A 22750-nucleotide genomic window follows, 5' to 3' on the forward strand; every position below is an offset into this window, starting at 1 on the left:
CCAGCCCCTGCCCGCGCCTCAGCGGGCGAAGCCCAGCCCCACCCCCAGCCCCACCAGCACCGACCCGATCGCCCGGTTCAGCGTCTTCTGCGCCCGCAGCATCCGCTCCCGCAGGCCCGACAGGGAGAAGAACACCGCCACCACCCCGAACCAGCCCAGGTGCGCCGCCGCCATGAACAGCCCGTAGCCCGCCTGCCGCCACAACGGCGTACCGGGGTCCACCACCTGCGTGAACGTCGACACCACGAACAGCGTCGTCTTCGGGTTCAGCACATTGGTCAGGAACCCCGAGCGCATCGCCCCCAGCCGGGTCAGCGCGGGCTTCGACTCCAGGTCCACGGTCACCTCCGCCCGCGCCCGGAAGGTCCGTATCCCGATCCACACCAGATACGCCGCACCCGCCAGCTTGATCACGGTGAACAGCGCGGTCGAGGAGGCGATCAGCAGACCGACCCCCAGCATCGTGTACGAAACGTGCACCAGCACCCCCGCCGCGACCCCCAGAGCGGCGAACACCCCGGTCGCCCGCCCGTACAGGTAACTGTTGCGGACGACCATGGCGAAGTCGGCTCCCGGACTGATCACGGCGAGCAGCGTGATGACGGCAACTGCGATCACTTCTGTCATGGGCCGATGTTCACTCCCCCGGCCCTCTGGTTCAACCGCCCTCCCCCTCACCACACTTGCGCCATGGACCGAACCCCCACCCCGGCACGCCTCGCCCTGCGCCCCTTCCGCCCCTCCGAGGACGCGGCCCTGCTCCGCTCCTGGGTGACCGGCCCCACCGCACTCATGACCTGGGCCGGCCCCCACCTCACCTGGCCCCTGGACGACGCCCAGCTCGCCGCCTACGCCGCCGAGCCCGGCCGCCGCACCTGGACCGCGGTGACCCCCGACGGGTGTGCCGTCGGACACGTCTCCCTCGCCGACGGCCGCCTCGGCCGCGTCCTGATCGCCCCCGCGGCCCGCGGCCGCGGCCTCGGCGAAGCCCTCGTCTCCCTCGTCGTCACCCACGCCTTCGACGAACTGGGCCTCCCCGAGATCCGCCTCGGCGTCTGGGCCCACAACACGGCCGCCCGACGCATCTACGCCCGGCTCGGCTTCCGCACCGAGCAGGTCCTCGAAGCCGTCGAGCACGTCGACGGCGAGCCCTGGAGCGTCCACCGGATGCGCCTCACCGCCCCCGGGCTGGGACAATGAGCCCGTGCCCCTGCATCTGCCCCTCCTGCAAGCCGACTGCGCGAACTGCTTCGCGCTCTGCTGCGTCGCCCTGCCCTTCGCCAAGTCCACCGACTTCGCCGTGAACAAGCCCGCCGGAACCCCCTGCAAGAACCTCCGCGAGGACTTCCGCTGCGGCATCCACACCCGGCTGCGCGACCAGGGCTTCCAGGGCTGCACCGTCTTCGACTGCTTCGGCGCCGGCCAGCAGGTCTCCCAGGTCACCTTCGAAGGCCGCGACTGGCGCGCCCACCCCGAGACCCGCGGCGAGATGTTCGACGTCTTCCCGGTGATGCGCCAGCTCCACGAACTCCTCTTCTACGTGGACCAGGCCCTCACCCTCACCGCCGCCGCACCCGTCCACGCGGACCTGCGCCGCGTCCTCGACGACACCGAACGCCACACCCGCGCCGACGCGCGGACCCTCAAGACCCTCGACGTCGGCGCGCTCCGCCAGGAGATCAACGCCCTCCTGCTGAAGACCAGCGAACTCGTCCGCGCCGAGGTCCCGGGCCGCAAGAAGAACCACCGCGGCGCCGACCTGATGGGAGCCCGCCTCTCCGGCGCCAACCTGCGCGGCGCGAACCTCCGCGGCGCCTACCTGATCGCCGCGAACCTCAGCGGCGCCGACCTGCGCACCGCGGACCTGATCGGCGCGGACCTGCGCGACACCGACCTCCGCGGAGCCGACCTGCGCGGGGCGATCTTCCTCACCCAGCCCCAGCTGAACGCGGCCCGCGGCAACCCCACCACCAAAATCCCCCCCACCCTCACCCACCCCACCCACTGGCTCTGACCCCGGGCACACGGCCACAGCACCCCCTCAACGGCAACGATCCCCCCGCGCGCGGGGGACCCGGTGCCCGAGCCACCGCAGCGCCCCGTGCCCGGCGACTTCCCCCAGCCAGCCCGCCAAGGCACGGCAGACACGACCCGCCCGACCCCTCGCCTCGGCAAAGACACCGTCCCGCGCGCGGCCCGGACCGCGGAAGCCCAGCTGCCCGGCCCGACACCGGCAGCAGGCGGGCCACCCCCGCGGACGCCGCCCAGCCGCGAGGGCCCGGAGCCCGCAGCGGCACCGCACCCGCCGGCACCCACCCCGCCCCGGGGCCCCGCCCGCGGGACGCGAGGTCCTGGGAGGCGCATCCCCCACCCGCCGACCCGCCGGGAAGGCCTCGGCTAGACCCGGGCCAGGAACGACCGCACCGCGGCGAAGTACCCCTCCGGATCCCCCATCCGCACCGCGTGCCCCGCCGGCAGCTCCACCAGCCGCACCCCGGGCCTGCGTACCGTCATCTCCCGCGCGTGCTCCGCCGACAGCACCCCGCTCCGGTCCCCCCGCACCAGCAGCGTCGGCCTCGACACCCGCAGCCAGTCCTCCCAGTGGTCGCCGTTCAGCCGCCGCTGGGACTCCACCATGTCCTCCACCTCGAACGCCGTCCCCCACCCGTCCGCACGCTCCCGTACCGCCCCCTCCAGGTACGGCGCGGCACTGCCCACCCCCGCGAGGAACGCCTCCCGCGTCGCGGCCCGCCCCGGCCACTGCCGCGCGTACGACAGGTCGCCGTCGACCACCGCCCCGATGTCCTCGACCACCACCGCCCGCACCAGGTCCGGCCGCCACGCGGCGAGCTGGTAGGCGTTCACCCCGCCCAGCGAATGCCCCAGCACCACCGCCGGCCCCAGCCCGACGTGCTCCAGCAGGGCCGCCGCGTCCCCCACGTACCCCTCGCGCGTGTACTCCCCCGCCCGGTCGGAGTCCCCGTGCCCCCGCTGGTCCAGAGTGATCACCCGCCACCGCGGGCCCACCTCCCGCGCGAGCCGTTCGAAGTCCGCCCCCTGACCGAAGTGCCCGTGCAGCGCGAGCAGCGGCGCCCCCGGCCCGCCGAAGTCCGTATGGGCCAGCCGCCGGCCGTCCCCCGTCACCAGCACCCCGGGCAGCGGTCCCAGCTTGTCGATGCCCCGCTGCCGCAGCAGCTGGTACTCCTCCCATCGCCGCTTCAGCCGCCCGCCCGGCCGCTGCACCACCCGCCCCGGCGTCACCGTCTCCCCGCGCCGGAACTGCTCCCGCGTGAGGTCGACGCGGATCCCCCCGGGCAGCTGGTTCCACCAGTGGTAGCCCTCCGGGCGGCCGCCGTGGAACACCTCGCCCAGCACCAGCTCCCCGCCCACGAGGTCCTGCACGAGCAGCGCCGTGATACCGCACTGCCCCCACGCCGGATTCTCCGCGGACCAGGACACCCCGCTGAGGCCGGCCGGCTCGCTCGTCTCGGCGGACCACCCCGCCCTGATGGCCGCCTCGAGGTCTGCGAGAGTCCAGGGATTCGTCATGCTCCCAGCCTGCCGCACCCCGCTGACAGCACCCCGGGCCGACGCCCCGCGCCGACGCCCGCGTCAACCCGGCGCCCCACTCCTCCTCCGTCCCCCCTCCGCCTCGCCGACACCACGGAGCTTCACCCGGAACCACGCCCACGAGCACGAGCACGGCACCTGACGGAATGTCCGACAAATGTAGGCGAGTCGGACCAACGACACGCCACACCACTGCTCCGAACGGCGGCGGCGCACGCCGCCCCCCGTACGCCGGGACGACAATCACCGCCCGGCGTCACCCCCCGTGATACACAGGGTGACCGCACCGTTTCCCGCCCGCGCACACCGACCCGGCCCAGGTCAGAGCACGGAGACGGGTCGCGGACCGCGAAGTCGGGTAAAGAGAGCCGACAAGTCGACGACGGCGGCGGTTTCATCAGCGAAGATAGTGCGAGACCCCTGCCGCCGGGCAGCGGGCATCCGGAACTACCCGTACAGGGGCGGTGAGTTACATGATCCTGGCAGCCGAAAAGGGCGACATCACCACCATCATCGGCGGAATCGCCCCCAACTGGGGGCCGTTCGGCAGTCTCGGCAACGAAGCGAAGGTCATGATCGAGGTGGTCATGGCCGTGGCGATCCTGCTGTGCCTCGGCATCGCCATCTGGGGCGCGGCCAAGCAGCGCATCGGCGCGACCGCCCTGCGCGACACGTTCAGCGCGGAACAGGGCAAGGGCCTGATCGTGGCCGGCCTCACGGGCGTCTTCATCATCGGCTCCCTCGGCACGCTCTTCACGATCGTCTACGGAATGGCCGTCTGACCGGACCGACCAGCGGTAGCCCCGACCTGATGAGGACTCACCACACCGCATCCACGCGGGAACCAGCGCTACCGTCGTACGACGCGGAGGGGGCGGAATCGGAATGAGCAACGACGACCAGTACGGCGGCGCCGGCTACGGCGAGGTCGGCGGCACGGGCCAGACCCGCACCCGCCTCCCCGACGCCCCCACCGACCCGTACGGCCCCACCCGCCGCACCAGCCGCACCCCCCGCAGCCTCGTCACGGTGGTCGGCGTCGTGGTCCTCCTCATCGCCGCGATCGCCTTCGCCAACCAGTCCCCGGACACCCCGGACGCCAAGCCCGCCGGCGACACCCCGTCCACCTCCACCACCGCCCCCACGGGCACCGACCCGGTCACGGGCAGAACCGCCGGCATCCCGAAGGGCTTCGCCCGCGACGAACAGGGAGCCCAGTCCGCGGCCGCCAACTACGCGGTGGCCCTCGGCTCCGACGGCATGTTCAAGAAGAGCACCCGGCACGCCCTCGTGGACGGCATCTACGCACCGGACGTCGCCGCGGGCATGAAGGGACCCCAGGACCAGGCCTACTCGCCCGAGTTCCTCGCCAAGCTGGGGCTCGACGCGAACGGAGCCCCACCGCAGGGCAGCACCTTCGTCACCCGCACCGTGCCGATCGGCACCCGTGTCGAGAGCTACACCCCGACGGCCGCCAAGGTCTCCGTCTGGTACACGGGCCTGATCGGCATGTCCGGCACCAAGTCCACCGACCCGGTCCGAACCCTCTGGAAGACCTGGACCTTCGAGCTGAGCTGGATCGGCGACGACTGGAAGGTCGTCGACGACACCCAGCAGGACGGACCCGCCCCGGTTCCCGGCGATGTCCCCGTGTCGACGTCCGACGACATGAGCAAGGCCATCAAGGAATTCGGAGGATTCACCTATGCCCGCTAGCCTCCGGCTTCCCGCCCGGCTGGGCGTGATCGCCTCCGCGCACGTAGCGCTCATGGCCCTGGCCACCCGCGCCCACGCCGCTCCCACACCCAGCCCGACGGCGACGCCATCCCCTTCGGCACCAGCAAACAAAGACTGCGATCTCCTGATCGGCTCGGCCAAGGACTACTGCCTCAGGGGCGACGGCGCAGCAACAGGTGAAACCTCCGGGAGAGGTCTCGACTCCACAAGCGGCGACGCCCTCAACCCCCTCGCCTCCCTCGCCAGAGGCTGCGCCGACGCCGCCGCCTGGATCGTCAACAAGCTCAGCGAAGCGGTCAACGGCAGCGCCGACGTCGACTTCACCAACGCCACCTTCCTCAAGCAGTACGCCGTCGTCTTCGCCGCCTCCACCATCCTCACGCTCGTCCTCTGGCTCTTCGCCGTCGCCAAGCGAGCCGTCCGCGGCGTCCCCCTCACCACCGCCCTCTCCGAAGCCATCGGCTTCCTCTGGCTCACCGTCCTCGCCTCCGCCTTCACCCCCCTGATCCTCTACACCGTCGTCTCCGCCACCGACGGCGTCACCGAGGTCATCGCCTCCGCCACCGGCGGCAAGACCGACGTCTTCTTCGGCTCCTTCTCCGAGGCCCTCAAGAAGGGCGACGACATCGGCGGCGGCCCGATCATGCTGATCGTCGTCTCCCTCGTCACCGTCCTCGCCGCCGGCATCCTCTTCCTGGAACTCTTCATCCGGGCCGCCCTCCTCTACGTCGGCGCCCTCCTCGGCGTCGTCGTCTACTCCGGGCTCGTCGACCGCAACCTCTGGGGCCACGTCCGCCGCTGGGCCGGCATCATGATCGCCGTCATCCTCGTGAAGCCGGTCATCGTGATCGTCCTCGGCCTCGCCGGCGCCCTCACCGGCGAGCAGGGCCCCAACGCCTTCTCCGCCGTCGTCACCGGCCTCTCGATCATCCTCCTGGCGATCTTCGCCTCCGCGATGATCTACCGCTTCGTACCCGGCTTCGGCGACGACATCGCCTCCGCCCGCGCAGGCCGCAGCAAGGCCACCGACGGCGCCCAGGCCGCAGCCGTCATCAGCTCCCCGGCCTCCCTCGTCTCCCAGGGCATCAAGACCCACAGCAGCCGCGGCGCCCACCGCGGAGGCGACGGCGGCAGCGCAGCGCCCCGCCCCGCCAACCCCCTCTCCGGAGGCGTGGCCGCCCACAGCAGCCGCCCCACCGGCGGCGGGGCCGGCGGTGGATCGGTCCCCTCCGCCGCACCCCCGCCCCGCACGAGCTCGAGCACGAGGAACACAGGAGGTGACGGGCGTTGACGACCCAGTCCCACCAGCTGCACCCGGTCGCGCCCCGCCGCACGTATCTCATCGGCCGCGCCCGGCCGAACGCGATCGTCGGCAAGAACCGCGAAACCGGCGAGATCGCCCTGATCATCACCGGGGCCTTCTTCGGCATGATGAGCGGACTGCTCGTCCCCGGCCTCACCCTGCGCATCGTCGCCCTCGTCGGCTTCCCCGTCCTCGCGCTCGCCGCCGTGTACGTCCCGTACAAGGGCCGCACCTTCTACCGCTGGTTCGAGATCAGCCGCAGCTACAAGCGCACCCTGCGCCGCGGCACCACCTACCGCTCCGGCGCCATGGAAGCCGGCGTCCGCGCCGCCGACGGCCGCGAGGTCGAGGTCGGCCCGCCCCCCGGCATCGGCCGCATCAGCTGGCTCGCCGCCCCCTTCGGCCCCGACGAGATCGCCGTACTCCTCCACGCCGACCGCCGCACCGTCACCGCCGCCATCGAGATCGAGGGCCCCGGCGTCGGCCTGCGCGACAGCGAGGACCAGGAAGCCCTCGTCGACCGCTTCGGCACCCTCCTCAAGCACGTCGCCAACGGCGACGGCTTCGTCACCCGCCTGCAGATGCTCGCCCGCACCCTGCCCGCCGACCCCGACGCCCACGCCAAGGACGTCGCCCAGCGCGGCGACACCCAGGCCCCCGTCTGGCTCCGCGACTCCTACGACCAGCTCCAGTCGATGGTGTCCACCTCCTCCGAGCAGCACCGCGCCTACCTCGTCGCCTGCATGCACTACACCCGCGACCTGGCCGCCGAGGCCGTCACCATCGCCCGCGCCGCCAGCCCCCGCAAGGGCCGCAAGCTCGACCGCGACTCCGGCCTCGCCATCGTCATGGCCCGCGAGCTCACCGACATCTGCGCCCGCCTCGCCGAAGCCGACATCCGCGTCCGCCAGCCCCTCGGCCAGGGCCGCCTCGCCTCCCTCGTGCACTCCATGTACGACCCGGACCACCCCATCGACCACATCCAGGCCATGACCAAGCGCAACGCCTGGCCCGCCGAACTCGACGCCGTCGAACCGACCTTCCTCCAGGCCAAGACCCGCGAGTCCTCCACCCGCGCCCCCTGGTGCCACGCCACCGCCTGGGTCAAGGAATGGCCCATGACCCCGGTCGGCGTGAACTTCCTCGCCCCCCTCCTCGTCCACACCCCCGACGTCATCCGCACCGTCGCCGTGACCATGGATCTGGAGCCCACCGAGGTCGCCATCGAGCGCATGCTCACCGAGAAGACCAACGACGAGGCCGACGCCTCCCGCGCCGCCAAGATGAACCGCACCGTCGACCCCCGCGACATCGCCGCCCACGGCCGGCTCGACCAGAGGGGTGAAGATCTCGCCAGCGGCGCTGCCGGAGTCAACCTGGTCGGGTACATCACGGTGTCCTCGCGTTCACCGGAGGCCCTCGCCCGCGACAAGCGCACCATCCGCGCCTCCGCCGGCAAGTCCTACCTGAAGCTCGAGTGGTGCGACCGCGAGCACCACCGCGCCTTCGTCAACACCCTGCCGTTCGCCACCGGCATCCGACGCTAGCTGGAGGGAAAGCCGCCCATGCGAGATCCCATGACAGCGCTGACGGACGCCTTCACCAGCTTCCTGTTCGGCAAGGTCGAAACCACGCGCCTGCCCGTCCGCACCTCCACCGGGCAGGCGCAGGCCGTCTACCTGCCCACCGCCGCCCCCGGTCTCGGCGACTCCGGCGTCATCATCGGCCGCGAGGTCTACAGCGGCAAGGGCTACATCTACGACCCCTTCCAGCTGTACGGCCAGCAGCTCCCGGCCCCCCACTGGCTCGTCCTCGGCGAATCCGGCAACGGCAAGTCCGCCCTGGAGAAGACCTACGTCCTGCGCCAGCTCCGCTTCAAGGACCGCCAGGTCGTCGTCCTCGACGCCCAGGGCGAGGACGGCGTCGGCGAATGGAACCTGATCGCCCAGCAGCTGGGGATAACCCCCATCCGCCTGGACCCGATCGCCGCCAACGACTCCGGGATCCGCCTCAACCCCCTCGACCCGGCCATCACCACCACCGGGCAGCTCGCGCTGCTCCGGACCATCATCGAAGTCGCCATGGGCCACGGCCTCGACGAACGCGCCGGCTTCGCCCTCAAGGTCGCCCACGCCTACGTCGTCGACACCATCCGGGACCGCCAGCCCGTCCTGACCGACATCGTGGAGCAGCTGCGCCACCCCGAGGCCGAATCCGCCCTCGCCATGAACGTCGACATAGACGACGTCCGGGCCTGGGGCCTCGACGTGGCGCTCGTCCTCGACCGCCTCGTCGACGGCGACCTGCGCGGCATGTTCGACGGCCCCACGACCGTCGGCATCGACCTCGACGCGCCCCTGATCGTCTTCGACCTCTCCCACATCGACCGCAACTCCATCGCCATGCCCATCCTCATGGCGATCGTCGGCGTGTGGCTGGAGCACACCTGGATCCGGCCCGACCGCAAGAAGCGCATCTTCCTCGTCGAAGAGGCCTGGCACATCATCAACAGCCCCTTCGTCGCCCAGCTCTTCCAGCGCCTCCTGAAGTTCGGCCGCCGCCTCGGCCTGTCCTTCGTCGCCGTCGTCCACCACCTCTCCGACGTCGTCGACGGCGCCGCCGCCCGCGAAGCCGCGGCCATCCTCAAGATGGCCTCCACCCGCACCATCTACGCCCAGAAGGCCGACGAGGCCCGCGCCACCGGCCGCGTACTCGGCCTGCCCCGCTGGGCGGTGGAGATCATCCCGACCCTCACCCCCGGCATCGCGGTCTGGGACGTCAACGGCAACGTCCAGGTGGTCAAACACCTGATCACCGAAGCCGAACGCCCCCTCGTCTTCACCGACCGCGCCATGACCGAGTCCTCCACCCCCAGCCGCCTCCCCGACGACCTCCTCGCCGCCGAACTCGAAGCGGAGGAACGCGCCCTGTCCATCGAACGCAGCCGCGGCAGCGGCAGCCCGGGATCCGCGACCACGGTGGCCTGACCATGCACGACGCGCCACGCGACCCGAGACGTACGCAGCCCACCGCGCAGGGAGGCGTCCCGGACGGCCTCCTGGTCGGCCTCCTGGCCTTCCTGCTCGGCGTGGCCGTCCTCGTCTGGACGGCCACCGGCCTGGCCGCCCTCTTCACCAAGGGCTCCTGGCCGGACACCGTCACCTTCACCCGCACCCCGACGGCCGTCCGCGCCCTGATAGCGCAGCCGCACGACATCCCGGGCGCCTGGCCGGACACCGCCCCCGAGGCACTCTCCGGCTGGGGACTGTTCTGGGGGCTGTTCATCGGCCAACTGCTGGTCATGTTCGTCCTGACCGTGTTCGTGATCGGCGTGGTGGCCCGCACCAAGTCCCGCCGCGCCCTCGCCAAACAGGCACCCGCCGCGGAGCCGGTCCAGCCGCACGAACCCCCGCACATCCCGGCTCCCGCACCCGTACCGGTCCCGGCCCGCCCCACCCCGCCGGCGACGGCCGATCCAGCCCCGCCGGCGTTTGAGGCGCGGCGGCCCGGGGGCAGCGCCCCCGCCACCCGCACCGGCCCGAACGACGAGGCGTACCGCTACGGCTTCGGCTACGCCCCCGGGCCGACCACCGCCACCGTCACCCCCACGCCGGCCCCGGCACCGGCCCCCGTCCACGACCCCGTCCTGCACGGAATCACGTACGCCGGCCCCGAAGACCGCCTGCGCGCCGCGGCGGCCCGCATCGCCGAGATCGAGGGGGCGGCTCTGGTCGTCACCTCCTCCCCCGCCCTCTGGGCCGAGACCAAGGACGCCCGCGCCAAGCTCGGCCCGGTCCTCCTCTACGATCCCCAGCACCTGTGCGACACCCCGGCCCGCATGCACTGGAACCCGGCCGAGGGCTGCGCCGACCGCGACACCGCCGCCACCCGCGCGATCGCCCTGCTGGCCCCCGTACGCCCCCAGGCCCGGATGGACGCGGCGGTGGCCGACACCGCCGAAACGCTCCTGCGGTCCTGGCTGCAGGCAGCCGCCCTGGACGGGCGCCCGTTCAAGCAGCTCCACCGCTGGTCCCAGGGCAACGGCGCACAGGAACCGGTACGCATCCTGCGCACCCACCCCGACGCCGCGGCGGGCGCCGCCGGCGAACTGGAGAGCGCCCTCACCGCCCACCCCGAACGCCGCGAGCTCGCCCAGAACCTGACGGCCCGTGCCCTCGGCTGCCTCAGCTCGATCCACATCCGCGAGGCCTGCAACCCGAATCGAACGGATTCGCTCACCCTGGCATCGTTCCTCGCCGAAGGGGGCAGCCTGTACGTGGTGGGTGAACCCCTGGAAGACCCCCGCACCCACCCGGGTGCCATGCCGTTGCTGACGGCACTGGCCTCACACGTGGTCGAGCACGGCCGCCGCATGGCCGCACGGTCATCCCACGGTCGGCTCGACCCACCACTGTCCCTGGTGCTGGAGGACGTGGCCGCGGTGGCCCCGGTCCCCCGGCTCCCGGACGTCCTGGACGAGGAGCTCCTGCCCGTCCTCGCCCTCTGTCGCAGCCGCGAACAGGCCCGCTCCCGCTGGCCCGACGCCCACTTCTAGGCCCCGGCGGGCCGCCTCAGGACGTACTCCAGCTCCTTCGCGTCCGTGGGCGCGCTCCCGGGGACGGGGACCACGGTGCCGCTGGCCTCGAACCCGTACCGCCGGTAGAACGCACCGGCCCGGGCATTGTCCTCGTGCACGAAGAGCCGTACGCGCTCCACCGCCGGCTCCTCGAGCCCCCACGCCCAGTCCAGCGCGGCGGCGAACAGGGCCTCGGTCAGCCCGGTCCCGCGCTGCTCGGTCCGCACGAACACCCCGACCACGTGGCCCTGCGTCCGCTCCACGGGCAGGTCGAAGAAGTCGGTGGTGCCGCCCTCCTCGACGAGCACGGTCACCGAGCCGTCCCACCGGCCGTCGGGCCCCTCCGCGACGAACTGCCGGGCGGCCCGCCCGTGCGAGGCCCCCCGGGCCCGCCCCTGCCAGAACTCGTCGGGGTGGCTCCGGGCCTGCTCCACGGTCTCCAGGAAGGCCACCGGCGCCGCCGGGTCCTCCAGGGCGGCGATCCGCAGGTCCCTGACCTTCTCCCACTCGTCACCGCGCACCGCACGTATCACGTACTGGCCTTGCTGACCTTGGCGGGCTTGCTGGACTTCGTTCATGAGCGGAGATCCTAACCAGCAGTCCGCGAGACTTCACTCATGATTCCGCACGTCAGAGCCCTCGAGCACGTCACCGCCCGGTCCTTCGGCGCCCCTTTGGACCCGGCCGTCGCGGTGACCTTGAACTTCCACCCCGACCGCTGGACCGGTGACCGCCCGATCCTCGCCGCGCTGGCCGAGGACGGGGTGTACCGCTCCCAGTTCGTCACGGGCACGAGCAACGGCGGCCTCACCGCCCGTCCGGGCGGCGCCCGCTGGCTGTGGGAGAGCCGCATATTCGGTGGGGCCTACGACGACGCCCCACCCGAAGCCCGCCCGGTGTACGGCGCCCTGAACTTCCGCGACCGCCCGGCCGGCGCGGCTCCCCGTTTCGGTTCGGCCCATTTCCGCCTCACGCCGGCCGCCCTGCGGAGAACCACCTTCTGCTACCCGGACAGCTACCTCGAACCGGAGTCGTTCGGTGTCGCGGACCGCATGTCCCTGATCGCCCTGGCCGAGGCGGACGACCAGGACGCCCTCGACGACTACATCGAAGCCCAGGTCCACACCCCGGTGCTGCTAGAACGCGATGTGGCCGCTCTCGTCCTGGACCCCAGCCACCGCGGCACTCCGGTCGAGGCCACAGCCGCCCGGCTCCCCTGCCCGACCGAATGGCACCCGGGCTTCGAGCTCACCGTCGAGGAACTCCGCCGCCACCCCGAATACCGCGGCCAGGAGTACGTCGACCTCGGCGTCGAAATCGCGGTGGCCGGCCGGCTGACGCCGCACATCCTCGGCGAAGCAGCCCGCACGGGCCGGTACGACGAACAGGCCCTCAAGCGGGTCTGGCACTACCTGGCCCGCTTCGGCATGCAACAGAAGGACCACAGGACCGCCCTGTAAACGCAGAAAAGCCCCGCACCAGAAGGTGCGGGGCTTTCCCACAATGATTGTTCGGCGGCGTCCTACTCTCCCACAGGGTCCCCCCTGCAGTACCATCGGCGCTGAAAGGCTTAGCTTCCGGGTTCGGAATGTAACCGGGCGTTTCCCTAACGCTATGACCACCGAAACACTATGAAATTTGAACGCTGGTGTTTTCACAGCCGTTCGTTATTTCAGAACTAACACAGTGGACGCGAGCAACTGAGGACAAGCCCTCGGCCTATTAGTACCAGTCAGCTTCACCCGTTACCGGGCTTCCACATCTGGCCTATCAACCCAGTCGTCTACTGGGAGCCTTACCCTCTCAAGGAGGTGGGAATACTCATCTTGAAGCAGGCTTCCCGCTTAGATGCTTTCAGCGGTTATCCCTCCCGAACGTAGCCAACCAGCCATGCCCTTGGCAGGACAACTGGCACACCAGAGGTTCGTCCGTCCCGGTCCTCTCGTACTAGGGACAGCCCTTCTCAATATTCCTACGCGCACAGCGGATAGGGACCGAACTGTCTCACGACGTTCTAAACCCAGCTCGCGTACCGCTTTAATGGGCGAACAGCCCAACCCTTGGGACCGACTCCAGCCCCAGGATGCGACGAGCCGACATCGAGGTGCCAAACCATCCCGTCGATATGGACTCTTGGGGAAGATCAGCCTGTTATCCCCGGGGTACCTTTTATCCGTTGAGCGACGGCGCTTCCACAAGCCACCGCCGGATCACTAGTCCCGACTTTCGTCCCTGCTCGACCCGTCGGTCTCACAGTCAAGCTCCCTTGTGCACTTACACTCAACACCTGATTGCCAACCAGGCTGAGGGAACCTTTGGGCGCCTCCGTTACCCTTTGGGAGGCAACCGCCCCAGTTAAACTACCCATCAGACACTGTCCCTGATCCGGATCACGGACCGAGGTTAGACATCCAGCACGACCAGAGTGGTATTTCAACGGCGACTCCACAACCACTGGCGTGGCTGCTTCAAAGTCTCCCACCTATCCTACACAAGCCGAACCGAACACCAATATCAAACTGTAGTAAAGGTCCCGGGGTCTTTCCGTCCTGCTGCGCGAAACGAGCATCTTTACTCGTAGTGCAATTTCACCGGGCCTATGGTTGAGACAGTCGAGAAGTCGTTACGCCATTCGTGCAGGTCGGAACTTACCCGACAAGGAATTTCGCTACCTTAGGATGGTTATAGTTACCACCGCCGTTTACTGGCGCTTAAGTTCTCAGCTTCGCAACCCCGAAAGGTCACTAACCGGTCCCCTTAACGTTCCAGCACCGGGCAGGCGTCAGTCCGTATACATCGCCTTACGGCTTCGCACGGACCTGTGTTTTTAGTAAACAGTCGCTTCTCGCTGGTCTCTGCGGCCACCCCCAGCTCACGGAGCAAGTCCGATCACCAGCGATGGCCCCCCTTCTCCCGAAGTTACGGGGGCATTTTGCCGAGTTCCTTAACCATAGTTCACCCGAACGCCTCGGTATTCTCTACCTGACCACCTGAGTCGGTTTAGGGTACGGGCCGCCATGAAACTCGCTAGAGGCTTTTCTCGACAGCATAGGATCATCCACTTCACCACAATCGGCTCGGCATCAGGTCTCAGCCTTGTATGAGGGACGGATTTGCCTACCCCTCGGCCTACACCCTTACCCCGGGACAACCACCGCCCGGGCTGGACTACCTTCCTGCGTCACCCCATCGCTTACCTACTACAAGTCTGGTTCGTCGGCTCCACCACTTTCCTTTCCCCGAAGGGTCCGGAACGGCTTCACGGACTTAGCATCGCCTGATTCGATATTGGGCGTTTCAAAGCGGGTACCGGAATATCAACCGGTTGTCCATCGACTACGCCTGTCGGCCTCGCCTTAGGTCCCGACTTACCCTGGGCAGATCAGCTTGACCCAGGAACCCTTAGTCAATCGGCGCACACGTTTCTCACGTGTGTATCGCTACTCATGCCTGCATTCTCACTCGTGAACCGTCCACAACTAGCTTCCGCTGCTGCTTCACCCGGCACACGACGCTCCCCTACCCATCACAGCCTCCGTTGGGAGTATTGCTGCAATGACACGACTTCGGCGGTACGCTTGAGCCCCGCTACATTGTCGGCGCGGAATCACTTGACCAGTGAGCTATTACGCACTCTTTCAAGGGTGGCTGCTTCTAAGCCAACCTCCTGGTTGTCTCTGCGACTCCACATCCTTTCCCACTTAGCGTACGCTTAGGGGCCTTAGTCGATGCTCTGGGCTGTTTCCCTCTCGACCATGGAGCTTATCCCCCACAGTCTCACTGCCGTGCTCTCACTTACCGGCATTCGGAGTTTGGCTAAGGTCAGTAACCCGGTAGGGCCCATCGCCTATCCAGTGCTCTACCTCCGGCAAGAAACACACGACGCTGCACCTAAATGCATTTCGGGGAGAACCAGCTATCACGGAGTTTGATTGGCCTTTCACCCCTAACCACAGGTCATCCCCCAGGTTTTCAACCCTGGTGGGTTCGGTCCTCCACGAAGTCTTACCTCCGCTTCAACCTGCCCATGGCTAGATCACTCCGCTTCGGGTCTAGAGCGTGCAACTCAATCGCCCTGTTCGGACTCGCTTTCGCTACGGCTTCCCCACACGGGTTAACCTCGCTACACACCGCTAACTCGCAGGCTCATTCTTCAAAAGGCACGCAGTCACGACCCATTGGGTAAACCCAATGAGCGACGCTCCCACGGCTTGTAGGCACACGGTTTCAGGTACTATTTCACTCCGCTCCCGCGGTACTTTTCACCATTCCCTCACGGTACTATCCGCTATCGGTCACCAGGGAATATTTAGGCTTAGCGGGTGGTCCCGCCAGATTCACACGGGATTTCTCGGGCCCCGTGCTACTTGGGAGATGAGCAAGCAAGCCGCTGATGTTTCGTCTACGGGGGTCTTACCCTCTACGCCGGACCTTTCGCATGTCCTTCGACTACATCAACGGTTTCTGACTCGCCCAGCCGCCGGCAGACGACTGAAGCTCATTCCCACAACCCCGCATGCGCAACCCCTGCCGGGTATCACACGCATACGGTTTGGCCTCATCCGGTTTCGCTCGCCACTACTCCCGGAATCACGGTTGTTTTCTCTTCCTGAGGGTACTGAGATGTTTCACTTCCCCTCGTTCCCTCCACACTGCCTATGTGTTCAGCAGTGGGTGACAGCCCATGACGACTGCCGGGTTTCCCCATTCGGACACCCCCGGATCAAAGCTCAGTTGGCAGCTCCCCGGGGCCTATCGCGGCCTCTCACGTCCTTCATCGGTTCCTGGTGCCAAGGCATCCACCGTGCGCCCTTAAAAACTTGGCCACAGATGCTCGCGTCCACTGTGTAGTTCTCAAACAACGACCAGCCACCCATCACCCTGCGCTCCGAAGAGCCCAAGTTCACTGGGGCCGGCACTGAAGAACAGCCATACGGCCGTACCTTCAGGACCCAACAACGTGCCAAGCACGATTCCGTCGACTTTCGCTGCGTTCCACGCCGAAGCAGTACTTGCAGGAAGTGTCAGAAACCGTGCCAACTAATCAACGTTCCACCCATGAGCTGACCGTGCAGAACGTTTGTCTGCAATCGGTACTGTGCTCCTTAGAAAGGAGGTGATCCAGCCGCACCTTCCGGTACGGCTACCTTGTTACGACTTCGTCCCAATCGCCAGTCCCACCTTCGACAGCTCCCTCCACAAGGGTTGGGCCACCGGCTTCGGGTGTTACCGACTTTCGTGACGTGACGGGCGGTGTGTACAAGGCCCGGGAACGTATTCACCGCAGCAATGCTGATCTGCGATTACTAGCGACTCCGACTTCATGGGGTCGAGTTGCAGACCCCAATCCGAACTGAGACCGGCTTTTTGAGATTCGCTCCACCTCACGGTATCGCAGCTCATTGTACCGGCCATTGTAGCACGTGTGCAGCCCAAGACATAAGGGGCATGATGACTTGACGTCGTCCCCACCTTCCTCCGAGTTGACCCCGGCGGTCTCCTGTGAGTCCCCATCACCCCGAAGGGCATGCTGGCAACACAGGACAAGGGTTGCGCTCGTTGCGGGACTTAACCCAACATCTCACGACACGAGCTGACGACAGCCATGCACCACCTGTATACCGACCACAAGGGGGGCACTATCTCTAATGCTTTCCGGTATATGTCAAGCCTTGGTAAGGTTCTTCGCGTTGCGTCGAATTAAGCCACATGCTCCGCCGCTTGTGCGGGCCCCCGTCAATTCCTTTGAGTTTTAGCCTTGCGGCCGTACTCCCCAGGCGGGGAACTTAATGCGTTAGCTGCGGCACCGACGACGTGGAATGTCGCCAACACCTAGTTCCCAACGTTTACGGCGTGGACTACCAGGGTATCTAATCCTGTTCGCTCCCCACGCTTTCGCTCCTCAGCGTCAGTAATGGCCCAGAGATCCGCCTTCGCCACCGGTGTTCCTCCTGATATCTGCGCATTTCACCGCTACACCAGGAATTCCGATCTCCCCTACCACACTCTAGCTAGCCCGTATCGAATGCAGACCCGAGGTTAAGCCTCGGGCTTTCACATCCGACGTGACAAGCCGCCTACGAGCTCTTTACGCCCAATAATTCCGGACAACGCTTGCGCCCTACGTATTACCGCGGCTGCTGGCACGTAGTTAGCCGGCGCTTCTTCTGCAGGTACCGTCACTTTCGCTTCTTCCCTGCTGAAAGAGGTTTACAACCCGAAGGCCGTCATCCCTCACGCGGCGTCGCTGCATCAGGCTTTCGCCCATTGTGCAATATTCCCCACTGCTGCCTCCCGTAGGAGTCTGGGCCGTGTCTCAGTCCCAGTGTGGCCGGTCGCCCTCTCAGGCCGGCTACCCGTCGTCGCCTTGGTGGGCCGTTACCCCACCAACAAGCTGATAGGCCGCGGGCTCATCCTTCACCGCCGGAGCTTTCAACCCCTGCCCATGCGGACAGGAGTGGTATCCGGTATTAGACCCCGTTTCCAGGGCTTGTCCCAGAGTGAAGGGCAGATTGCCCACGTGTTACTCACCCGTTCGCCACTAATCCACCCCGAAGGGCTTCATCGTTCGACTTGCATGTGTTAAGCACGCCGCCAGCGTTCGTCCTGAGCCAGGATCAAACTCTCCATGAATGTTTACCCGTAATCGGGTCCACACATCACGTTGAGCGGGCACGTCATGTCGGAATATGACCGACGTACCACTGCGTCCTCGCTGTGTTTGGTTGCCTGCAAGCATCACCCGAAGGCGACCTCACAGGTCTTTTTCAAAGGAACCTCATCCACCGAAGTGGACGGGGTATCAACTTCTGGCGTTGATTTTTGGCACGCTGTTGAGTTCTCAAGGAACGGACGCTTCCTTCGTACTCACCCTCTCGGGCTTTCCTCCGGGCTTTCGTTCTGTTGTCCTGCTGTGTTCTTGCGTTCCGACTCTATCAGACTCTTTCGTGTCCGACTTCCTCGGTGCTTTCCAGGTTTCCGCTTTCGCGTTTCCCTTTCCGGCGGTTCCGACTCTATCAGAGTTTTTCCACCGGATTTCCCCGGCTTCGAATCCCGAATGAAGAGTCGAGTGTCCCCACTCGAAAATGCATCCTTGTGGGGGTTGTCGCCGAGCGGTCTGCTCCAGGCAACTGCTCGACTCTACAACTGGGTATCTGCAGGGTCAAATCGGCGGCCAGGGTGTCGGATCGACCCGAGGTCAGTCCCTGGGCGTACCCTCCGGGATCGTCAGCACGACCGTCCGGCCGTCCGGGTCCGTCAGGGTGTGGAGACCCGGCTCCCCCACCGCCGGGACCGCGGCGGGCGCCGTCAGGCCGAGACGCAGGTAGCCCGTCGCGGGCCGGCGGGTGGCCGGGTACAGCTCGACGACGCCCCCGTCCGGGAGGGTCGCGGCGTAGTGGTCCGGCCCGGAGCCGTGCCGTTCCGGTACGAGGTCCAGGCCGAGGCCGGCGTAGAAGTCGCGGCACTCGTCGAGCCGCGTCGTGTAGATGACGAGCAGGTCCATGTTCACGAAGCCCCCTGGCAGTGCGCGCAGTACGTCGCGGTGTTCCCATCCCCGTCCCCGTCCCGGGTACGGGGACCGACGGTATGCCACAGAAGTGCATATCCGATGGGGTCGAGGAACAGGACCTCACCGACCGCAGCGAGCGGCCGGCACGGACGCGGCTCCTGCGGGGCCGCCGAGTGACGGCTCCCCGACGGCGATACTCGGTGGAGCGGGTCGGTCGAGCACCCCAGGATGTGGCCCATGAGTCTCCCGACCACCACGCACCGGGTGCAGTTCGTGCGCCACCCCCACCCCGGCTTTCCACACCTCACGGCCTGGGGCATCAGGATCGACGGCACAGACCTGCGCGCCCTGGTCGCGGAGGCGACCCGAGAGCTCTGGAGCCAGGAGCTCGACGGGGACGGAGGCAGGGACGACGACACCCAGGAGGAGCGGGAGGCGTTCCTGCTGGGACAGCACGCGCCTCTGCACCTGGACGACGACGCCGACGGCGCCCTGGTGCGCGCCCACTTCCTCGGAGACGCCCCACAGCATCTCCGCGACCACAACACCGGCGCCCTGTGCCTCCTGAGCTGCCCCTGCGGGATCGACGCCTGCTGGCCCCTGCTCGCCTCCGTCCGTGTCACGCCGACGGAAGTCACCTGGTCCGCCTTCCACCAGCCCCACCGGAAGCAGTGGGGCGAACTCCCCCTGGGCCCCTATGTGTTCTGCCGCCCTGCCTACGACGAGGCCCTGGCCACGCCGACCCACCTCGACCAGGACCCGCTCGCCGCGGTACCAGCCGAGGGCTAGGTGTATTGCCTCGGGAGGTTGTGGACGGGGTGATGCGGGTCTCGGTTCAGGTGTCTTGAACGGGTGAGGGCCTTCCGGGTTCGGTGTGGATTGCGACGTCTACACCGACCGAAAGGCCCTCGTGTCCCACCGTAATGCACCTCTGACCGAGACCGGTCGTCTGCGCCACGCCCGCTGTGTGGTCGTGGAGGGCTGGCCGCTTCGACGGGCAGCCGACCGCTTCCACGTTTCACCGACCACGGCCCAGCGGTGGGCCGACCGCTACCGCGATCACGGCGAGGCGGGCATGCGCGACAGGTCCTCGCGCCCGCATCACAGCCCACGCCGGACTCCGACCCGCACCGAGCGCCGGATCCTCAAGGTCCGCCTCGCCCGCCGGTGGGGGCCGGCCCGCATCGCCCACCTGCTTCGCCTGGTGCCCTCGACCGTGCACCGGGTCCTGACCCGCTTCGGACTGGCCCGGCTCTCCCATCTGGACCGGGCCACCGGCCGGGTCATACGCCGCTACGAACGCGACCGCCCGGGCGAACTGGTTCACGTGGACATCAAGAAGCTGGGCAACATCCCCGACCGCGGCGGCCACAAGACACTCGGCCGACAGGCCGGCCGCAAGAAGCGGCCCCGCCTGGGCTACAGCTACATCCACACCGCTGTCGACGACCACTCCCGCCTCGCCTACAGCGAGATCCTGGCCGACGAGAAGAAGGAGACCGCGACCGCCTTCTGGACCCGGGCTCAGACGTTCTTCACCAGCGCCGGGATCACCGTGGAACGGGTCCTGACCGACAACGGCGCCTGGCTACAAGCCTCACGCCTGGCGCGATGTCCTGGCGGAGGCCGGGATCACCCACAAGCGAACCCGGCCCTACCGGCCCCAGACCAACGGCAAGGCCGAACGCCTCAACCGCACCCCTGCTGGAGCAATGGGCTTACGCGAGGCCCTACCGGTCAGAGCAGGAACGACGCGATGCCTTCCCGCAGTGGCTCCATACCTACAATCACCACCGCGGCCACACCGCGCTCGCAGGCAAACCACCCGCCAGCTGCGTCCCCAACCTCACAGGGCAATACAGCTAGGACGTGCCGTTCGTCCCCCCGGTGCCGGCGGGAGCCCGGGCTCGTCCGGCGTACCCCGTCCACCCACCCGACCCGCACACCTCGGCTGAAGCGCCACCACAGCTCGGCGCGCGGATCCCGACCGTATGGGAGGCCACATGGTGCGACGGAAGAAGGAGAAGGGGCGGCGCCCCGTCTGGGGTGTCCCGAAGGGGATCGTCCTGCTGGCGACGCCGGACGGCTGGCGCACCGGCATCCTCACCATGGAGGGCGGCATGCTCTGCGGGCGCCTGGACGTACCCGTCCACACCGATCCCCAGGCCGCTCGGGCCGCAGCCGCCCGGATGGTGACCCGACTCGCGCGCGACTTCCACGACATCGACGTCGAGGTGAGCTGGGACGTGCCCGAGGAGCCCTGGTCGTGGACCGCTCGGATCACTCCGGCTCCGGACACCCGGACACCCGAGCTGCGCCACCCACCGCCGACGCATGAATGAACGGCCGGGTTCTGAGCGGTGGCACCCTGGGGTCATGCGCTCTTGGAACACGTCCGCCCAGAAGGACCTGCGCCGGCTGCTCAACGCGTGGGACCCCATCGGTGTCGCCGATGACGTCCAGGACGAGTACGACTGCCTGATCGGCCCCCTGTTCCGCATGCTCCACGAAGGCGCCGGCCAGCCGGAGATCGCTGACTTCCTCCGGCACGAGCTCGAGTCCCACCCCCTGAGGAGGTGGCCGCCCGCATCGTCACCTGGTGGACAGCACCTACTGCCGCCGACGCCACGAACCGCAGGTAGCCGTCCTCCCAACCACCCACGGTGGACTGCCCGTTCGGAGCCGGCGCACCACCCGAGGCCCGTGGTGGGGTGGAACCCCGTCAGGCAGTAGGGGTCTCACGTCCCCAGCGCACCTGCAGTACCTCGGACCAGTCTCCGTCGCCCGGAGCCGGGTCCGCCGGCGGTGGCACCGGGCCAGGAGCCGTCTCGATCAGGTGCACGAGCACCCAGGCCACCCCGTAGCAGTCATCGGGGCCGAAGCAGGTGGCCAGGGCGGCGGCCTCCTCCCGGGTGACAGGGCGGGAGATGGCCCTCAGCTGGCGTTCGCGACGGTCGATCTCCTCCTCGGTCCCGTCCCAGTCGGGGAGCGGTCCGTCGGCAACGAACGTCTGCACTTCGGTTCTCATGACCGCATGCTCACCTCCCCGCCGCTGTGGAACAAGCCGTCGGCTGCCGGCCGCCGGACAAGGCACGGTGCACACCGCGGTGGGGCCGACGTCAGAGGTTGACGCGCTTGAGGTAGACCCGGCTCCGGTGGGGGATGGTCTGGTACCAGACCATCAGGTGCTCGTCCTCGTACGTACGCAACCGCATCGGGTGCGGGTCCTCGTAGAGGCTGCCGTCCTTCGGGTCGATGGCCATGGCCGCCAGGTCGACCAGGCCGTCCATGACGGCCGCCACCAACTCCTGCTCGGCGTTCGGCATGTCCCCGAGGACCCACAGCCGGCCGGGGTCGCATTCCCAGGCCCAGCCGCTGTCGTTCTCCACGCCTTCGCCCCGAGGGGTCACTGACCGATCTCGCGCTGGGCCTCGGCGAGGATGCGGCTGCTCGTCTCCATGGCGGCGCGGAACTGCTCCTCCGTGGCACCCGGGTCTCCGGCGATGCGTTCTGCTTCGTGCAGCGCCGCCGATCGGGCCGGCCACCGGTGGATGGCCACGTGGGTGGCCCACTTGATCAGGAAGAAGCGCAGGGGGTTGATGGCCCCGGTCTCGGCGGCACGGTCGAAGGCCTCGTTGCACTCCTTGTCGAGCAGGGCCAGGCTGGCCATGTCGATCCGGCGCACGGCGTCCCGCAGGGCTTCCCGCGTCATCGCCGGCTGAGGGATGAGCGGCCCGCCGTCTTCCAACTGCTGTGCTGTCATCATGTCCTCCAGTGGAACGCGGCCCAGGATACCCAGCCGAGCGCCGAAACCTGCCCCGGAACGCAGAAAAGCCCCGCACCAGAAGGTGCGGGGCTTTCCCACAATGATTGTTCGGCGGCGTCCTACTCTCCCACAGGGTCCCCCCTGCAGTACCATCGGCGCTGAAAGGCTTAGCTTCCGGGTTCGGAATGTAACCGGGCGTTTCCCTAACGCTATGACCACCGAAACACTATGAAATTTGAACGCTGGTGTTTTCACAGCCGTTCGTTATTTCAGAACTAACACAGTGGA

18 protein-coding genes, 4 rRNA genes and 1 pseudogene are annotated in these 22750 nt (G+C 67.9%); 12 read left to right on the top strand and 11 right to left on the bottom strand.

Annotation, left to right across the window (positions count from 1 at the left end; all coding sequences use genetic code 11):
- Positions 1 to 18 precede the first annotated feature (18 nt).
- Entirely contained in the window at positions 19 to 627 is a 609-nt protein-coding gene (locus ACPU2J_RS15965) for a LysE family transporter (protein ID WP_361596885.1), read from the bottom strand.
- Positions 628 to 690: 63 nt separating this feature from the next.
- Here ACPU2J_RS15965 and ACPU2J_RS15970 point away from each other — a divergent pair, with 63 nt between their 5' ends.
- Positions 691 to 1200 carry a GNAT family N-acetyltransferase gene (locus ACPU2J_RS15970; RefSeq protein ID WP_420080356.1) on the top strand — a complete coding sequence of 170 codons (510 nt, stop codon included), beginning with the start codon at positions 691 to 693 and terminating at the stop codon, positions 1198 to 1200.
- Between the two features lie 4 nt (positions 1201 to 1204).
- Positions 1205 to 2014 (top strand): pentapeptide repeat-containing protein, encoded by an 810-nt coding sequence (locus ACPU2J_RS15975; protein ID WP_420080355.1) that lies wholly within the window; start codon positions 1205 to 1207, stop codon positions 2012 to 2014.
- 383 nt (positions 2015 to 2397) lie between these two features.
- On the opposite strand, the gene ACPU2J_RS15980 is transcribed toward ACPU2J_RS15975, so the two are convergent.
- The gene (locus tag ACPU2J_RS15980) at positions 2398 to 3549 is read right to left on the bottom strand and encodes an alpha/beta fold hydrolase (protein WP_423833483.1); all 1152 of its coding nucleotides are present in this window, start codon (positions 3547 to 3549) and stop codon (positions 2398 to 2400) included.
- A 494-nt stretch (positions 3550 to 4043) separates the two neighbouring features.
- Here ACPU2J_RS15980 and ACPU2J_RS15985 point away from each other — a divergent pair, with 494 nt between their 5' ends.
- The 6 genes from ACPU2J_RS15985 to ACPU2J_RS16010 all read left to right on the top strand — a co-directional run bounded on the left by ACPU2J_RS15985 (position 4044) and on the right by ACPU2J_RS16010 (position 11165).
- Positions 4044 to 4352 carry a hypothetical protein gene (locus ACPU2J_RS15985; protein WP_008742356.1) on the top strand — a complete coding sequence of 103 codons (309 nt, stop codon included), beginning with the start codon at positions 4044 to 4046 and terminating at the stop codon, positions 4350 to 4352.
- A 103-nt stretch (positions 4353 to 4455) separates the two neighbouring features.
- The gene (locus ACPU2J_RS15990) at positions 4456 to 5286 is read left to right on the top strand and encodes a hypothetical protein (protein WP_420080353.1); all 831 of its coding nucleotides are present in this window, start codon (positions 4456 to 4458) and stop codon (positions 5284 to 5286) included.
- Positions 5276 to 6598: a hypothetical protein gene (locus ACPU2J_RS15995; RefSeq protein ID WP_423833484.1), complete on the top strand. Its 1323-nt coding sequence runs from the start codon at positions 5276 to 5278 to the stop codon at positions 6596 to 6598. Before ACPU2J_RS15990 ends, ACPU2J_RS15995 begins: the two co-directional genes overlap by 11 nt.
- Positions 6595 to 8157, top strand: a complete 1563-nt coding sequence (locus tag ACPU2J_RS16000; RefSeq protein WP_361596867.1) for an SCO6880 family protein — start codon at positions 6595 to 6597, stop codon at positions 8155 to 8157. Before ACPU2J_RS15995 ends, ACPU2J_RS16000 begins: the two co-directional genes overlap by 4 nt.
- A gap of 18 nt (positions 8158 to 8175) precedes the next feature.
- Positions 8176 to 9597, top strand: coding sequence for an ATP-binding protein (locus ACPU2J_RS16005; protein WP_386428791.1), 1422 nt, complete (start codon positions 8176 to 8178; stop codon positions 9595 to 9597).
- A gap of 2 nt (positions 9598 to 9599) precedes the next feature.
- On the top strand, positions 9600 to 11165 hold the full coding sequence (locus tag ACPU2J_RS16010; protein WP_423833485.1) for a type VI secretion protein: 1566 nt from the start codon (positions 9600 to 9602) through the stop codon (positions 11163 to 11165).
- Here ACPU2J_RS16010 and ACPU2J_RS16015 read toward each other — a convergent pair.
- Complete coding sequence (locus ACPU2J_RS16015) at positions 11162 to 11764, bottom strand: GNAT family N-acetyltransferase (protein WP_423833486.1); 603 nt, start codon at positions 11762 to 11764, stop codon at positions 11162 to 11164. The genes ACPU2J_RS16010 and ACPU2J_RS16015 overlap by 4 nt on opposite strands.
- A 39-nt stretch (positions 11765 to 11803) precedes the next feature.
- Between ACPU2J_RS16015 and ACPU2J_RS16020 the strand changes: the two genes are divergently transcribed.
- Complete coding sequence (locus tag ACPU2J_RS16020; RefSeq protein WP_423833487.1) at positions 11804 to 12646, top strand: DUF3626 domain-containing protein; 843 nt, start codon at positions 11804 to 11806, stop codon at positions 12644 to 12646.
- A gap of 49 nt (positions 12647 to 12695) precedes the next feature.
- Here ACPU2J_RS16020 and rrf (ACPU2J_RS16025) read toward each other — a convergent pair.
- The 4 genes from rrf (ACPU2J_RS16025) to ACPU2J_RS16040 form a co-directional block, all read right to left on the bottom strand.
- Positions 12696 to 12812, bottom strand: a 5S ribosomal RNA gene (rrf, locus tag ACPU2J_RS16025).
- Positions 12813 to 12888: 76 nt separating this feature from the next.
- A 23S ribosomal RNA gene (locus tag ACPU2J_RS16030) occupies positions 12889 to 16012 on the bottom strand.
- A gap of 283 nt (positions 16013 to 16295) precedes the next feature.
- A 16S ribosomal RNA gene (locus tag ACPU2J_RS16035) occupies positions 16296 to 17819 on the bottom strand.
- The 16S, 23S and 5S rRNA genes sit together here, the layout of an rRNA operon.
- Before the next feature lie 565 nt (positions 17820 to 18384).
- Positions 18385 to 18690 carry a VOC family protein gene (locus tag ACPU2J_RS16040; RefSeq protein ID WP_420082405.1) on the bottom strand — a complete coding sequence of 102 codons (306 nt, stop codon included), beginning with the start codon at positions 18688 to 18690 and terminating at the stop codon, positions 18385 to 18387.
- Between the two features lie 243 nt (positions 18691 to 18933).
- Between ACPU2J_RS16040 and ACPU2J_RS16045 the strand changes: the two genes are divergently transcribed.
- The 3 genes and pseudogenes from ACPU2J_RS16045 (at position 18934) to ACPU2J_RS16055 (ending at position 21038) form a co-directional block, all read left to right on the top strand.
- Positions 18934 to 19485: a hypothetical protein gene (locus ACPU2J_RS16045; protein WP_423833488.1), complete on the top strand. Its 552-nt coding sequence runs from the start codon at positions 18934 to 18936 to the stop codon at positions 19483 to 19485.
- Positions 19486 to 19606: 121 nt separating this feature from the next.
- A pseudogene (locus ACPU2J_RS16050) lies at positions 19607 to 20562 on the top strand (IS481 family transposase).
- 137 nt (positions 20563 to 20699) lie between these two features.
- Entirely contained in the window at positions 20700 to 21038 is a 339-nt protein-coding gene (locus ACPU2J_RS16055; protein ID WP_423833489.1) for a hypothetical protein, read from the top strand.
- A 380-nt stretch (positions 21039 to 21418) separates the two neighbouring features.
- On the opposite strand, the gene ACPU2J_RS16060 is transcribed toward ACPU2J_RS16055, so the two are convergent.
- The 4 genes from ACPU2J_RS16060 to rrf (ACPU2J_RS16075) all read right to left on the bottom strand — a co-directional run bounded on the left by ACPU2J_RS16060 (position 21419) and on the right by rrf (ACPU2J_RS16075) (position 22685).
- On the bottom strand, positions 21419 to 21724 hold the full coding sequence (locus ACPU2J_RS16060; protein WP_391349012.1) for a hypothetical protein: 306 nt from the start codon (positions 21722 to 21724) through the stop codon (positions 21419 to 21421).
- A gap of 91 nt (positions 21725 to 21815) precedes the next feature.
- Positions 21816 to 22085 (bottom strand): hypothetical protein, encoded by a 270-nt coding sequence (locus tag ACPU2J_RS16065; RefSeq protein WP_365083846.1) that lies wholly within the window; start codon positions 22083 to 22085, stop codon positions 21816 to 21818.
- Between the two features lie 17 nt (positions 22086 to 22102).
- Positions 22103 to 22462, bottom strand: coding sequence for a hypothetical protein (locus ACPU2J_RS16070; RefSeq protein WP_420080344.1), 360 nt, complete (start codon positions 22460 to 22462; stop codon positions 22103 to 22105).
- Positions 22463 to 22568: 106 nt separating this feature from the next.
- A 5S ribosomal RNA gene (gene rrf, locus ACPU2J_RS16075) occupies positions 22569 to 22685 on the bottom strand.
- Positions 22686 to 22750 lie beyond the last annotated feature (65 nt).

The organism is Streptomyces manipurensis (assembly GCF_049570255.1).
Classification (GTDB): domain Bacteria; phylum Actinomycetota; class Actinomycetes; order Streptomycetales; family Streptomycetaceae; genus Streptomyces; species Streptomyces manipurensis.